Origin of the sequence: Mycobacterium sp. NPDC048908 (assembly GCF_043197955.1) — a bacterium.
Taxonomy (GTDB): Bacteria; Actinomycetota; Actinomycetes; order Mycobacteriales; family Mycobacteriaceae; genus Mycobacterium.
Genome location: NZ_JBICUE010000009.1, coordinates 156,531 through 170,668 on the forward strand (window position 1 = coordinate 156,531; position 14,138 = coordinate 170,668).

13 protein-coding genes are annotated in these 14,138 nt (G+C 67.1%); 9 read left to right on the forward strand and 4 right to left on the reverse strand.

The window, feature by feature from the left end:
- Positions 1-66 precede the first annotated feature (66 nt).
- From ACGFK1_RS22885 to ACGFK1_RS22895, 3 genes are read left to right on the forward strand one after another with little or no spacing between them, the layout of a single operon-like run.
- Positions 67-1,779 carry an ABC transporter substrate-binding protein/permease gene (locus ACGFK1_RS22885; RefSeq protein WP_393434749.1) on the forward strand — a complete coding sequence of 571 codons (1,713 nt, stop codon included), beginning with the start codon at positions 67-69 and terminating at the stop codon, positions 1,777-1,779.
- A gap of 1 nt (position 1,780) precedes the next feature.
- Positions 1,781-2,509 carry an amino acid ABC transporter ATP-binding protein gene (locus ACGFK1_RS22890; protein ID WP_393434563.1) on the forward strand — a complete coding sequence of 243 codons (729 nt, stop codon included), beginning with the start codon at positions 1,781-1,783 and terminating at the stop codon, positions 2,507-2,509.
- 56 nt (positions 2,510-2,565) lie between these two features.
- A complete protein-coding gene (locus ACGFK1_RS22895) occupies positions 2,566-3,009 on the forward strand; it encodes a MarR family winged helix-turn-helix transcriptional regulator (RefSeq protein ID WP_393434567.1) in 444 nt (147 codons plus the stop codon).
- Positions 3,010-3,018: 9 nt separating this feature from the next.
- Here ACGFK1_RS22895 and ACGFK1_RS22900 read toward each other — a convergent pair whose 3' ends face one another.
- Complete coding sequence (locus ACGFK1_RS22900) at positions 3,019-4,359, reverse strand: glycogen debranching protein (protein WP_393434570.1); 1,341 nt, start codon at positions 4,357-4,359, stop codon at positions 3,019-3,021.
- Between the two features lie 54 nt (positions 4,360-4,413).
- Here ACGFK1_RS22900 and ACGFK1_RS22905 point away from each other — a divergent pair, with 54 nt between their 5' ends.
- On the forward strand, positions 4,414-5,079 hold the full coding sequence (locus tag ACGFK1_RS22905; protein ID WP_393434573.1) for an SDR family oxidoreductase: 666 nt from the start codon (positions 4,414-4,416) through the stop codon (positions 5,077-5,079).
- On the opposite strand, the gene ACGFK1_RS22910 is transcribed toward ACGFK1_RS22905, so the two are convergent.
- A complete protein-coding gene (locus tag ACGFK1_RS22910; protein ID WP_393434576.1) occupies positions 5,060-6,391 on the reverse strand; it encodes a lipase family protein in 1,332 nt (443 codons plus the stop codon). The genes ACGFK1_RS22905 and ACGFK1_RS22910 overlap by 20 nt on opposite strands.
- Positions 6,392-6,487: 96 nt before the next feature.
- Between ACGFK1_RS22910 and ACGFK1_RS22915 the strand changes: the two genes are divergently transcribed.
- Entirely contained in the window at positions 6,488-6,904 is a 417-nt protein-coding gene (locus tag ACGFK1_RS22915; RefSeq protein ID WP_393434579.1) for an ester cyclase, read from the forward strand.
- Between the two features lie 48 nt (positions 6,905-6,952).
- Here ACGFK1_RS22915 and leuS read toward each other — a convergent pair whose 3' ends face one another.
- On the reverse strand, positions 6,953-9,793 hold the full coding sequence (gene leuS / locus ACGFK1_RS22920; RefSeq protein WP_393434582.1) for a leucine--tRNA ligase: 2,841 nt from the start codon (positions 9,791-9,793) through the stop codon (positions 6,953-6,955).
- A 187-nt stretch (positions 9,794-9,980) separates the two neighbouring features.
- Between leuS and ACGFK1_RS22925 the strand changes: the two genes are divergently transcribed.
- Positions 9,981-10,880, forward strand: a complete 900-nt coding sequence (locus ACGFK1_RS22925) for an LpqN/LpqT family lipoprotein (RefSeq protein ID WP_393434585.1) — start codon at positions 9,981-9,983, stop codon at positions 10,878-10,880.
- Positions 10,881-10,962: 82 nt separating this feature from the next.
- Complete coding sequence (locus tag ACGFK1_RS22930; RefSeq protein ID WP_393434588.1) at positions 10,963-11,304, forward strand: hypothetical protein; 342 nt, start codon at positions 10,963-10,965, stop codon at positions 11,302-11,304.
- 2 nt (positions 11,305-11,306) lie between these two features.
- On the opposite strand, the gene ACGFK1_RS22935 is transcribed toward ACGFK1_RS22930, so the two are convergent.
- On the reverse strand, positions 11,307-11,912 hold the full coding sequence (locus ACGFK1_RS22935) for a YqgE/AlgH family protein (protein ID WP_393434591.1): 606 nt from the start codon (positions 11,910-11,912) through the stop codon (positions 11,307-11,309).
- Positions 11,913-12,030: 118 nt separating this feature from the next.
- On the opposite strand from ACGFK1_RS22935, the gene ACGFK1_RS22940 reads away from it, so the two are divergent.
- Both ACGFK1_RS22940 and ACGFK1_RS22945 read left to right on the forward strand, forming a co-directional pair.
- The gene (locus tag ACGFK1_RS22940; RefSeq protein WP_393434594.1) at positions 12,031-13,314 is read left to right on the forward strand and encodes an MFS transporter; all 1,284 of its coding nucleotides are present in this window, start codon (positions 12,031-12,033) and stop codon (positions 13,312-13,314) included.
- 10 nt (positions 13,315-13,324) lie between these two features.
- Entirely contained in the window at positions 13,325-14,098 is a 774-nt protein-coding gene (locus ACGFK1_RS22945; RefSeq protein ID WP_393434597.1) for a TIGR03084 family metal-binding protein, read from the forward strand.
- Positions 14,099-14,138: the final 40 nt, after the last annotated feature.

Below are 14,138 nucleotides of genomic sequence, written 5' to 3' on the forward strand. Positions count from 1 at the left end.
TACCTTGCTCTGGTGACCGCCGTGAAGACATTCGTCGTCGCCCTGATCGTGTTGTTGGTCGGCAGCATGGCCATGGCTGCGCCCGCGGGTGCCGACCAGTGCGCGCCGCCGGGCGTACAGAGCGCCAGCGCGCTGCCGACCAATCTCGCGAAGGCGGCGACTGGGCCCGGCGCCGACAAGTACACGACCCCGACGGTCGAACCGCTGACCGCCGTCGACGTCAATGCGCTCGGCCTGAGCGTGCCGGGCACGCTCACCGTCGGCACGCTGTCCGATGCGCCCCCGAGCATCTGCATCAACTCCGCGGGCCAGTTCACCGGATTCGACAACGAACTGCTGCGCGCGATCGCCGACAAGCTCGGGCTGAAGATCAACTTCGTCGGCACGGAATTCTCGGGGCTGCTGGCACAGGTCGCGTCGCGGCGTTTCGACGTCGGCTCGTCGTCGATCACCACTACTGACGCGCGCCGTAAGACGGTGGGCTTCACCAACGGCTACGACTTCGGCTACTTCTCACTGGTGGTCCCGTCCGGTTCGCCGATCACCGGGTTCGACAAGCTGGCGGCGGGCCAACGCATCGGCGTGGTGCAGGGCACCGTGCAGGAGGCGTACGTCGTCGACACGCTGCACCTGCAGCCGGTCAAATTCCCCGACTACAACACCGTCTACGCCAGCCTCAAGACGCGCCAGATCGACGCGTGGGTGGCGCCGTCGCAGCAGGCGTCGGGCACGGTGCAGCCGGGTGATCCCGCGCAGATCATCGAAAACACGTTCAGCTTGGACAATTTCGTGGCCTGGGCAGTCGCCGCGGAGAACAAGCCGTTGATCAACGCGCTGAACTCCGGGCTTGACGCGATCATCGCCGACGGCACCTGGGCACGGCTGTATTCGGACTGGGTGCCACGCGCGCTGCCGCCCGGCTGGAAGCCAGGGTCGAAGGCGGCGCCCGCCCCGCAGTTGCCCGACTTCGCCGCGATCGCCGCGCAGAACCAGCAGAAGCCGGCCGCAGGCGGTGCTGCACCGAAGTCGACCATGTCGCAGCTGAAGGATTCGTTCCTCAACTGGGAGCTGTACAAGCAGGCGATTCCCGATTTGTTCAAGACGGGGCTGCCGAACACCTTGATCCTCACCGTCTGCGCAGCGGTGATCGGTTTGGTGCTCGGCATGGCGCTGGCGGTCGCGGGCATCTCGCGGTCGCGGTGGCTGCGCTGGCCTGCGCGGGTGTACACCGACATCTTCCGCGGGCTGCCGGAAGTGGTGATCATCCTGCTGATCGGCCTCGGCGTCGGACCGGTGGTGGGCGGGCTCACGGGCAACAATCCGTATCCGCTCGGCATCGCCGCGTTGGGGCTGATGGCTGCGGCGTATGTCGGCGAGATCTTCCGGTCCGGCATCCAGAGCGTGGAACCCGGTCAGCTGGAGGCATCACGGGCGCTTGGCTTCAGCTATTCGTCGTCGATGCGGTTGGTCGTCGTACCGCAGGGCGTGCGGCGGGTGCTGCCGGCGTTGATGAACCAGTTCATCTCGCTGCTGAAGGCGTCGTCGCTGGTGTACTTCCTCGGGTTGGTGGCCGATCAACGAGAGTTGTTCCAGGTCGGCCGAGACCTCAACGCGCAGACCGGAAACCTGTCACCGCTTGTCGCGGCGGGGGTGTTCTATCTGCTGCTGACGGTGCCGCTGACGCACCTGGTGAACTTCATCGACACCCGGTTGCGGCGCGGCCGTGAACCCGGCAAGGAAGACCCGCTCGAGCTGTCCACGTCTCAGGAGATGATCTGATATGGCCGCTGTCAGCCTGAGCGCCAACGATATTCACTTGTCGTTCGGTCCGAACGCGGTGCTGCGTGGCATCGACCTGGACGTGCCTGCTGGGACCACCACGGCGGTGATCGGGCCGTCGGGGTCCGGCAAGTCGACGCTGTTGCGGACACTGAACCGGCTGTACGAACCGGACAGTGGCGACATCCTGCTCGACGGGCGATCGGTGTTGAGGGATAACCCCGATGAGTTGCGTCAGCGCATCGGCATGGTGTTCCAGCAGTTCAACCTGTTCCCGCACCGTACCGTGTTGGACAACGTGACGCTGGCACCGCGCAGGCTCAAGCGCCTGGCCGCGGACGAGGCGCGCGAGTTGGCGTTGACCCAACTGGACCGCGTCGGGCTGAGGAACAAAGCCGAGGTGAGGCCGGGCACGCTGTCGGGCGGACAGCAGCAGCGGGTGGCGATCGCGCGGGCGCTGGCGATGTCGCCGCAGGTGATGTTCTTCGACGAGGCCACCTCGGCGCTTGATCCGGAGTTGGTCAAGGGAATCTTGGCGTTGATCGCCGATCTCGGATCCGACGGCATGACCATGGTGGTGGTCACGCATGAGATGGGCTTCGCCCGGTCGACGTCCGACGCGGTGGTGTTCATGGATCACGGCCAGGTGGTCGAATCCGGCCCGCCCGACCGGATTTTCGATGCCGCCGAGACCGACCGGTTGCAGCGGTTCTTGTCGCAAGTTCTGTGAGGCTAATTGACGCGCATTCACATGTGGCAGCCCCCGACAGGTTAGACTGGCGAATTATGGGGGAGACCGATACCCAGGTGGGCGAACTCGCTGGTGAGCTACAGCGGGTGTTGTCGAAGGTGTTCTCGGTGCTGCGTCGGGGCGATACCAATCGGAACGAGGCAGGCGACCTCACGCTGGCCCAGTTGTCAATACTGCTGACGTTGCTCGATCAGGGGCCCATCCGGATGACGGAACTGGCCGCGCACGAACGTGTTCGCACGCCGACCACCACGGTGGCCATCCGGCGGCTGGAGAAGTTGGGCCTGGTGAAGCGCTCACGCGACCCGTCGGATCTGCGGGCCGTCCTGGTCGACATCACGCCGAAGGGGTTGGCCCAGCACCGTGAAGCGCTGGCCGCGCGGCGCGCGCATCTGGCGACGCTGCTGGCGAAACTGTCTCCTGAAGATCTCGATACGCTGACCAAGGCTCTGGTGCCGCTCGAGCGATTGGCCGAATAGCCAGTCAGCTCAGCCGAGCCAGTCGAGCACCGCGGCCGCGGTCCACGACTGTTGCATGCTGCCCAGCGGTTCACCAGTGAAGGGTTCGTAGTACTCCGCGAAAGTGCCGTCGCTGGCTTGTCGCAGACCTTCGCGTTTGAGCATCAGCGCTCGTTCGGCCCATCCGCGCCGAGCGAAGCACCACGAGAACAGCCACGTCATCACCGGCCACACCGGCCCGCGCCAGTACTCACGCTGCCTGAAGTCGCGCGAGACCGGTGACGTCGACGGGATCAGCGCGTACCGCAGATCCGGATGCCCGCAGAACCGCGGCCCCTCGAGCAGTTTGAGCAGGGTGCGCTCCTTGTCGTGCGGCAATCCACCGCACAGCAACGGCGCGAACTGCGCGACCGTCTCGGTGGCCACCCACGCGTCAGCGCGCAGATCGAAATCCTTTGCGGCGCCGGTGCGGTCGTCCGTGGTCTCGATGACGCCCCTGCGGAACCGCTCGGCCCAGGCATACAGGTCCTTGACGTCGGCGTGCGGCCGCTTGTAGTCCTCGCCGATCTCCGCCAGCACGGTGCAGGCCACCGACAGAATGGCCGAGACGAACACGTCCTCGACCGCGAAGCTCATCACCTTGGCCAGCAGTTCGTCGTCGTAGCGAACCGACTTCATCTCCTCGAGCAGCCACAGATAGCGGTCGTACTCGAGGTCGCTCGGTCGCTGGCTGGCGTCGGTGACGATGGTGTTGTCTTCGCGCTGATACTCCGGCACGTTGCCGGGCACCACGTTGGCGTAGGCGCTGTCCCAGCGCGGTGAGTTGTCCATGCCGGACTCCCAGCCGTGATACAGCGTGACCCGGCCGTGGCACTTCGGGTCGCGCGCCTCGGCCAGCCAGCGGTGCCAGCGGACCAGGTCGGCCCAACGGCGATCGAGGAAGGACTCGGCGACCGCGCGGGTGGACCGGCCCCGCGAACGGGCCTGGTCGAGGATGCGCTGCACGGCGATGGCGTGCACCGGCGGCTGGGTGATACCTGAGGTGTGCCGGGTCCGCGGGGCGTTGGCGGCAAGCGCACTCGTCGCCCACCGGGCGGGTCCGGGGAAGTACCCGTCGACACCGTTGGCGAACACGATGTGCGGGATCATGCCGTTGCGCCACTGGGCGGACAACAGCGTGTCGAGTTCGACGACGGCGCGCTCGACGCTCAACGGCGCCAACCCGATCGCGACGAACGCGGCGTCCCAACTCCACATATGCGGGTACAGCAGCGGTGCCGCGGTCGTCATCGTGCCCAGGTCGTTGCCGCGCAGCAGGTATGCGGCGCGGGCGGCGAGCTGGGTCGGCGCGAAGCTGTGGTCGGGGGGCATCCGTTCAATAATGCGACGCGATGGTGTGAATCGCAGGTCGGTACGGTTTACGACATGCCGACCGCGATGATCACGGGCGCAAGCGGTGGCCTCGGCGTGGCGCTCGCCGAGGCGCTGGCGCCGACACACACGCTGTTCTTGGCGGGCAGGCCGTCATCGCGGCTCGACGAGGTCGCTACCCGGTTCGGCGCCACCACGTGGCCGGTCGACCTGGCCGACGCCGACGAGATTCCAGCGGCCGTTGAGCCGATCGACGAACTGGACGTGTTGATCCACAACGCCGGCGTGGCGTTTCCCGCGCGGGTCGCCGAGTCGAGTGTCGACGAGTGGCGAATGACGATGAGTGTCAACGTGATTGGTGCGGTAGCGCTGACTCTCGAATTGCTGCCCGCATTGCGGGCCGCCAACGGTCATGTGGTGTTCATCAACTCCGGGGCCGGCATCAACGCGTCACCGGGACTGGCGTCGTACACGGCGAGCAAGTTCGCGCTGCGGGGGTTCGCCGAGTCGCTGCGCAACGACGAACCGTCGCTACGGGTTACGTCAATCCATCCGGGTCGCATCGCGACCGTCATGCAGGAGGGGTTGGTCGCATACGAGGGTCGCGATTACGACCCGACCCGGTATCTGAGGCCGGAGACGGTCGCGAAGGTGGTCGCGGACGCCGTGAATGCTCCGGGCGACGCGCATGTCCACGAGGTCATCGTCCGGCCGCGGTGAGTCGTGCGATGGGCGATACCGACCGCCCGAGAACCACTTTCGTTGTGACGGCCGCCAGTTTGAGCATCCCAAGGTGCGTCGCGGGATTGAACAACACGGGCCATTTGGTCCGTGTGCGGTGCTCGTCGAGTGGACGGTCGGCGAACCGGTCGCGAAGCCAACGCAGTGTCAGCGGCGTGGACAGCGGATGCAGTAACAGGTGACCGCAGAACCGGTCGCGGTGGTAGGTGACACGCACGCCACCATCGTCGTAGGTCTGCACCAGCGCATCGATGTCGTCGACGCTGATGATCCCGTCGTGCACGGCCTGCACGATCAGCACGGGCACGTCGGGCATCGACTTGCCGAGCTTGGTTTCCTCGAAGATGTGGCGCACCTCGGGAAGGTCCCACAGCTCATCGGCGGACATATCGACATACGAGCCGATGTCGGTGTGACGCAGTCGCCACACCGCTTCGGCGGTCGTCATCGTGTGCATTTCGTCGAGCAGGGTTTTGCCCGCGGGGGTGGCGTGCTCCTCGACGACCTGTTGTGCGCCGGGGAACACGTGCGTCAGCGCGGTGATCATCAACGCGGCGAGGCCGGCGAAGAAGCTGCCGTTGAGGCGGCGCGCCACGCTGCCCGGATCGGCGACCGGTGAACCGAGAACCGCGCCGACGACGTTGAGTTCGGGCGCGTAGCTGCGACGGAGTTCGGCGGCCCACGCCGAGGCGAGACCACCACCGGAATACCCCCACAGGGCGACCGGCGCGGACGGGGTCAACCCCAACTGCTCTTGCTGCAACGCCGCGCGAACACCGTCGAGGATGCGGTATCCCGGTTCGCGCGGCGAGCCCCACATGCCATGGCAGCCTTCGTGATCGGGCACCGAAACGGCCCAGCCCTGCGCCAGCGCCGCCGCCACCAGAAGGTACTCGGCCTGCGTGAACGCACCGACCGGGCGCGCACCCAACCGCATCGCATAGGAGGGAAAGCAGCGTGACGACACCGCGTCGATGGCGCACTGATACGACAGCAATGGGCAAGGCAGTTCGGAATCGCGTTGAGCCGGCAGCAGCACGGTGGTCATGGCGACCTCGGGATCACCATGCAAGTTGGTGGTTTGGTACAGCAGTTGGATGGCGCCGACCGGCTGTGCAATCGCCCCCAGGAATCCGATGGTCACTTTCCGCGACCTAAGCACTGTCCCGGGCTCGGCCTGCTCGTAACCGGGCGGCGGTTCGTAGAACGGATCCTCGTCGGGCGTGACGAGGGGTAACTCGTCGGGCGTGGCGGAGGTGTCGTACCCGGCGGCGGTGGCAGCACTGTTCACGCCAAAGCGATACCCGCGGTACCGGATGCTCAATCTTCCGGAGCGGGATATGTGGTTTCACCAGCGATGAGCGCTCCGTCGCGCCCACAATTCGCTATGAGCACCATCAAAGACATCGCCGAACGATTTTTCGAGGCGTGTGAAACCGGAAAGGGTTGGACTGGCTGCGCGCCCTACTGCCATCCCGACGCGACGTTCGCGGCGCAGACGGACGCACTGGCGGACGTGAAAACACTCGAGGCCTACACCGAGTGGATGCGGGGTCTGATGGCCATCCTTCCCGATGGCAACGCCGAAGTTCGGTCGTTCGCCGTCGACGAAGGCCGCCGCAACGTCGCCGCCTTCGGCGTGTTCCGTGGCACGCACACCGGCGACGGCGGGCCGGTGCCGCCGACCGGTCGCTCCGCCGAAGCCGACTACGTCTACGTGATGGACTTCGAAGGCGACAAGATCTGCCGCATGACGAAGGTCTGGAACGACGGCATCACGATGCGCCAACTCGGCTGGGCGTGATTCGTGTGCGTTCGCGAGCGGTGAGCGCTGCGAAACGCGCACAAACCGCTACAAGACGATGTTCACGAGCCTTCCGGCCACCACGATCACCTTTTTCGGCGTCGCGCCGTTGATGAACGCCTGCACCTTCTCGTCCGCCAGCGCCGCGGCCTCCAGCGTGTCGGCATCGGCGTCGGCGGGCACCGTCACACGCCCGCGGACCTTGCCGTTGACCTGCACCGGGTACTCGACGGTGTCCTCGACGAGGTACTGCGGATCGGCGACCGGGAATGGCCCATGCGCCAGCGACGCGTCGTGGCCCAACCGCTTCCAGAGCTCCTCCGCGAGGTGCGGAGCAAGCGGCGCGGCCATCAACACCAGCGGCTCCAACGCGGCCCGCGACCGCACCTCGTTCTTGGTGAGGTAATTGGTGTACTCGATCAGTTTGGCCGCCGCAGTGTTGTTGCGCAGCGCGGCGTAATCGTCAGACACCCCGGCGATCGTCCTGTGCAGCTGTCGCAGCGTGTCGTCATCCAGCGCCTCGTGCTCCGCCACGCGCGAGACACCGGTCTGCTCGTCGACCACCAGACGCCACACCCGCTGCAGGAACCTGTGAGCCCCTACGACATCCTTGGTCGCCCACGGCCGCGACGCCTCCAGCGGGCCCATCGACATCTCGTACACCCGCAGCGTGTCCGCGCCGTAGTTGTCGCAGATCTCGTCGGGTGACACCGAGTTCTTCAGGCTCTTGCCGATCTTGCCGAACTCCTGGTTGACCTCTATTTCGCCGTCCGGCCCGGTCCAGTAGAACCTTCCCTCACGTTCGGTGACCTCGGCGGCGGGCACATACGCGCCGCGCGCGTCCGTGTAGGCGAACGCCTGGATGTAGCCCTGGTTCACCAACCGCCGGAACGGCTCCTTGCTGCTGATGTGGCCGAGGTCGTAGAGGACCTTGTGCCAGAACCGCGCATACAACAGATGCAGCACCGCATGCTCGACACCACCGACGTAGAGGTCGACCCCGCCCGGGTCATTCGCGCCGTGCTCGGCGGGTCGCGGGCCCATCCAGTACGCCTCGTTCTCCTTGGCGCACATCTCTTTTGAGTTGTGCGGGTCGGTGTAGCGCAGCTCGTACCACGAGCTGGCCGCCCACTGCGGCATCACGTTGGTGTCGCGGCTGTACTGCTTCAACCCGTCGCCGAGGTCCAACTCCACATGCACCCAGTTGGTCGCCTTGTTCAGAGGCGGCGACGGCTCACTGTCCGCATCGTCGGGATCGAAGAGCACCGGCGAATAATCCGGCACGTCCGGCAGTTCGACCGGCAGCGCCGACTCGGGCAGCGGGTGGGCGCGGCCGTCCTCGTCGTACACGATCGGGAACGGCTCACCCCAGTACCGCTGCCGCGCGAACAACCAGTCACGCAGCTTGTATTCGACTCGAGGCTGCGCTCGGCCCTTAGCCGACAGCCGCTCGGTGATGGCCTCCTTCGCCGACGCGACCGACAACCCGTTGAGGTGGTCCGAGTTCACCATCTCGCCGTCACCGTTGTAGGCCGCAGCCGAAATATCGCCGCCCGCAACGACTTCGATGATGGGCAGGCCGAACTCGGTGGCGAACTCCCAGTCGCGTTGATCGTGCCCGGGCACCGCCATGATCGCGCCGGTGCCATAGCCGATCAGCACGTAGTCAGCGATGAACACCGGAATCTGTTGCCCATTGGCCGGGTTGGTCGCATAGCTGCCGAGGAACACGCCCGTCTTGGTCTTGTTCTCCTGGCGTTCCAGGTCCGACTTCGCGGCGATGGAGGCCCGATAGGCGGCGACGGCCTCTGCAGGCGTCGCGGCGCCGAACGTCCACCGCTCATCGACGCCCGCGGGCCACTCGGCCGCCGTCAGCTTGTCCACCAGGTCGTGCTCCGGCGCCAGCACCATGTACGTCGCACCGAACAGCGTGTCCGGTCGCGTGGTGAACACCTCGATGTCCCCCGCGTCGGTGGCGAACAGTACCGAGGCGCCCGTCGACCGGCCGATCCAATTGCGCTGCATGGCCTTGACCTTCTCGGGCCAGTCCAGCAGATCGAGGTCGTCGAGCAACCGGTCGGAGTACGCGGTGATGCGCATCATCCACTGTCGCAGTCGCTTGCGGAACACCGGGAAGTTGCCGCGCTCGCTGCGGCCGTCGGAGGTGACCTCCTCGTTGGCCAGCACGGTGCCAAGACCCGGCGACCAGTTGACCATCGAGTCCGACCGGTACACCAATCGATAGGAGTCGATCACGTCGGCGCGCTCACTGGCCGACAACTGCGTCCATACCCGGCCATCGTCGAAAGTTCTTGCCCCGCAATCGAATTCAGCTATCAGCTCAGCGATGGGCCTGGCCTTGTCGACGGCCGGGTCGAACCACGCGTTGTAGATCTGCAGGAAGATCCACTGCGTCCACTTGTAGTAGTCGACATCGGTGGTGGAGAAGCTGCGGCGACTGTCGTGTCCGAAGCCGAGCCTGCCGAGCTGGCGACGGAAGTTGACGATGTTGGCCTCGGTGCGGATACGCGGATGCGTGCCGGTTTGGATGGCGTACTGCTCGGCTGGCAGACCGAACGCGTCGAAGCCCAACGCGTGCAATACGTTGTGCCCCGTCATCCGGTAGTAGCGGGCGTAGACGTCGGTGGCGATGTAGCCGAGCGGGTGCCCGACATGCAGGCCCTCACCCGACGGGTACGGGAACATGTCTTGGACGAACATCTTGTCGGCGGGCAGCGGGGTGCCGTCGGTCGGCGCCAGCGAGCCCACCGGGTTCGGCACATTGAATGTTCCCCGCAGGTGCCACCGCTCTTGCCAGGCGTGCTCGATCTGCCCGGCCAGCTCCGCGGTGTACCGGTGCTGCGGGGTGTCGACCTCGGGCTCTGTCACGTGAACAGGGTATAAGCCCGCGGGTAGCGCTCTCGCCGGCCACGGGTTGGTCTCGGTTCCATTGCGGAGCGGTCAGAGGTTGATCCCAGCTCGGTTCCGGCACTGGTGGCTAACGCTGCGCGCGGGATACGGTCGGCGCCTGACTGGGATATGACGCACCCGAACCATTGAAGAAGGATCGCCCTCGATGAACGAGATCGCCCGCCGCTGGCGGCTTCTGGCAGGTGGCGCGGCAGCCGGTGTAGCTGCCGTCGTCGGCTTCGCCGGAACCACCGCATCAGCAGAGCCGGTGTTCCCGCAACCGTCGTTGCCGATGCCCGCGACGGTCACCCAGACGGTCACCGTTGCCCCCAATGCCGCCGCGCCCCAGATGCTCGGCCAGCCTGCTGTGGCGCCCGCCACAGCGGCAGCAGTGGCGGCGCCGGGCGGCATCTCGGTACCCGCCGTGCCTGCGCCGCCGCCGGTGACCATCACGCCCGCCGCGTCGGGCACACTCGCGGACTTCTTCAAATCGAAGAACGTCGCGATGGAACCGCAGAACAGCCGCGACTTCAAGGCGCTCAACATCGTCCTGCCGATGCCGAAGGGCTGGGCGCAGGTGCCGGACCCGAACGTGCCCGATGCCTTCGCGGTGATCGCCGACCGGGTCGGCGGAAATGGGCTGTACTCCAGCAACGCGCAGGTCAAGGTGTACAAGCTGGTCGGTGACTTCGACCCGAAGGAGGCCATCAGCCACGGCTTCGTCGACAGCCAGCTACTGCCTGCGTGGCGGGCGACCGACGGCTCGCTCGCCGACTTCGGCGGCATGCCGTCATCGGTCATCGAAGGCACCTACCGCGAGAACTCACTGACGCTGAACACCTCGAGGCGCAACGTCATCGCCTCGGCGGGCCCCGACAAATACCTGGTGTCGCTGGCCGTGACGACAAGCGTCGACCAGGTCGTCGCGGCGGCGGACGCCACCGACGCGATCGTCAACGGTTTCAAGGTGGGCCTCCCCGGGCCACCGACCCCGGCACCGCAAGCCCCCGTGCCGGGCCTGCCCCAGTTACCAGCGCTACCGCAGCTGCTGGGGCAAACGGGATAGTCGTCGTCCCCCGGGCGAAGCCTGGCGCCCGGGGGACGGCCTAATTCGGCGGACTGCCCGTCCGACTCGTATTGTGTGGCGCATGCTCATCGCCGCGGTGCTCTGCCTGTGCGCCGCAGTCGCGACAGCCGGGCTCGGCGTGTGGCTGCTGACGCGCCCGCATTCGGGTGACTACGTGCGTCAGGTGCTGCGCGGCGTGGCGCCCATCCAGCTGGCGGCGGCGGTGATGCTCGCGGCGGGAGGGACGGTCGCACTGTCGGCCAAGCCGCAGACCGGGCTGGTGGTGATCATCGTCTGCGTCATTGGTGCGATCAGCACCGTCGCGGCGGGCTGCTGGCAGAGCGCCAAGGTGGTGGCGGCGGGGCAGACGGCGGCGCCGGACTGCGGCGGCGCCTGCGCGACTTGCACGCTGTCGTGCAAGTGAATTCAGTTGCGGCTGACGTCGATCGGGTGACTGGCCAGCAGCGACAACGGTAGCGGCTGGCGGCGCAGCACCCGCGACCACAGGTCCACCCTCGGCTCCACCAGCACATCGGATGGCAACGCCGACAGCACAATCCAGTCGTCGCGCTCGATTTCGCCCTCCAGCTGGCCGATCGTCCAGCCCGAGTAACCGGCGAAGATCCGCACCCCCTCGACCACCGGCGCGATCGCGTCAGGATCGGCGTCGAGGTCGACCATCACCATCCGACCCTGCACGTGCCGCAGCCCCGGCGCACCGCTCGGTTCCATGCCGACCCGAAGCGTCGCCAGACACAGCGCGGCGTCTCGCTTCACCGGGCCGCCGATGAACATGGTCTTGGGCTTGGCGGCCAACTTCGCCCATTGCGGCAGCACGTTGTAGACCGCCGTCTCACTGGGCCGGTTCAGCACCACGCCCAGAGTGCCGCCGTCGTTGTGCTCGACGATGTAGATGACGCTGCGCCGAAATGTCGGCTCCAACAGATCGGTGTTGGCCAGCAACAAGGTTCCCGCGCGCACCCGCTGCGCCGCAGGAGCGACGAAGTCCTCGGGATCTTCTGAGTGCGCCACCTCACCATCATGTCACCGGCAACCGATCGTCGTGCGAACAAGCGCGGGCCGCCGGGATATTTGTACTGTGGGTCGGGTTGCCGATCTGCCGTACCACTCAACCAGGACGTGATTCTTCGTGGCCGACACCCGCGCTCCGATCGCCTTGTGGCGATCCGTGCGTGCGCTGCCCGAATTTTGGCGACTGTTGGAACTGCGCACCGTCAGCCAATTCGGCGACGGCCTGTTCCAGGCCGGCTTGGCGGGCGGGCTTCTGTTCAACCCCGAGCGCGCCGCGAGCCCGTGGGAGATCGCCGCCGCGTTCGCCGTTCTGTACCTGCCGTACTCGCTGCTCGGTCCATTCGCGGGCGCGCTGCTCGACCGCTGGGACCGCCGGGTGGTGCTGATCGCCGCGAACCTGGGCAGGCTGGTGCTTGTGCTGGGCGTCGGCGCGTTACTGGCCGCGGGCACCAGCGATTACGCGATCCTGTTCGGCGCGTTGATCGTCAACGGCTTCACCCGCTTCGTGTCGTCCGGTCTTTCGGCGGCGCTGCCCGACGTCGTGCCCCGCGAGCAGGTGGTCACGATGAACGCGGTGGCCACCGCCACCGGCGGCGCGGCCGCCTTCGTCGGCGCGCTGTTCATGCTGGTGCCACGCTGGCTGTTCGGCGCCGACGACACCGGCGCCGCCACAATCATTTTCATCGTCACGGCGCCCGTCGCCGTGGCGTTGCTGCTGTCGGTGCGGTTCCCGCCGCACATCCTCGGGCCGCACGAGAGCAAGCGGTCGATCCACGGGTCGGTCCTCTACGCGGTGGCCACCGGTTGGCTGCATGGGGCACGCACGGTACTGGCCGTGCCGACCGTGACAGCGACGCTGTCAGGGCTGGCCGCACACCGGATGGCGATCGGCATCAACACGCTGCTGGTGCTGGTGATGGTGCGGCAGACCAACGTTTCAGGCGTAGCGGGGTTGGGCACCGCGGCGACCTTCTTCGCGGCCACCGCGGTCGGATCCTTCCTTGCCACCGCGCTCACGCCGACTCTGGTCCGGCGCTGGGGGCGTTACGCCGCACCCAACGGAGCATTGGCCTTCGCCGCGATCGTCCAACTGTGCGGCGCCGGCTTGTACCTCCCTGTGATGGTGCTGTGTGGGTTCCTGCTCGGCGCGGCGGGACAGGTGGTGAAACTGTGCGCGGATTCCGCCATGCAGATCGACGTCGACGACGCGTTGCGCGGGCACGTGTTCACCGTGCAGGACTCGCTGTTCTGGATGTCGTTCATCGCCGCGATCGCGTTGGCGGCAAGCGTCATTCCGCCCGACGGCCGCCAGCCCGCGCTGGTGCTGGCAGGTGTGGGCGTCTACCTCGTGGGCCTGGCCGCGCACGCCAGCGTCGCCCGCCGCGCCTCGGCGCCGGGCTAAGGTGAGCCGCATGTCGACAGCGGGGCCGATGGTGGCCGACCTCCGTGCGGAAAGCGACGACCTGGACGCCATGGTGGCCGGCCTTCCTGCCGAGCGGTGGGCCGAAGCGACGCCCGCGGCAGGGTGGACGATAGCCCACCAGGTCGCGCATCTGCTGTGGACGGATCGCGTCGCGCTGACCGCGGTGACCGACGAGGCAGCTTTCGCCGACGTGCTGGCCGAGGCCGCCAAGGACCCTACCGGTTTCGTCGACGCCGGCGCCGAAGAGCTTGCCGCGCTGGCCCCGGATCGCCTGCTCGCCGAGTGGCGCGATACCCGGGCCCGGTTGCACGATGCACTGCTGGCCGCCGCGGATGGCCGCAAGCTGCCGTGGTTCGGCCCCCCGATGAGCGCGCCGTCGATGGCGACCGCCCGGCTGATGGAGACGTGGGCGCACGGCCTCGACGTCGCAGACGCGCTGGGAGTCAAGCGTCCCCCGACGGCACGGCTGCGTTCGGTCGCCCACATCGGCGTGCGCACTCGCGACTTCGCTTTCTCGATAAACGGGCTGACGCCTCCTGCTGAACCGTTTTGCGTCCAGCTTCGGGCGCCCGACGGTTCGGCGTGGGAGTGGGGGCCCGCGGACGCGGCGCAACGCGTCACCGGATCGGCCGAGGACTTCTGCATGCTGGTCACCCAGCGGCGACCGCGGGCCGGCCTCGACGTGCATGCCGTCGGCGCCGACGCCGAGACATGGCTCGGGATCGCGCAGGCATTCGCGGGGCCGCCGGGGCCTGGTCGTTAGCGACTCATCTCGAAACTGCGCCCACGGCTGTGAATTTCAC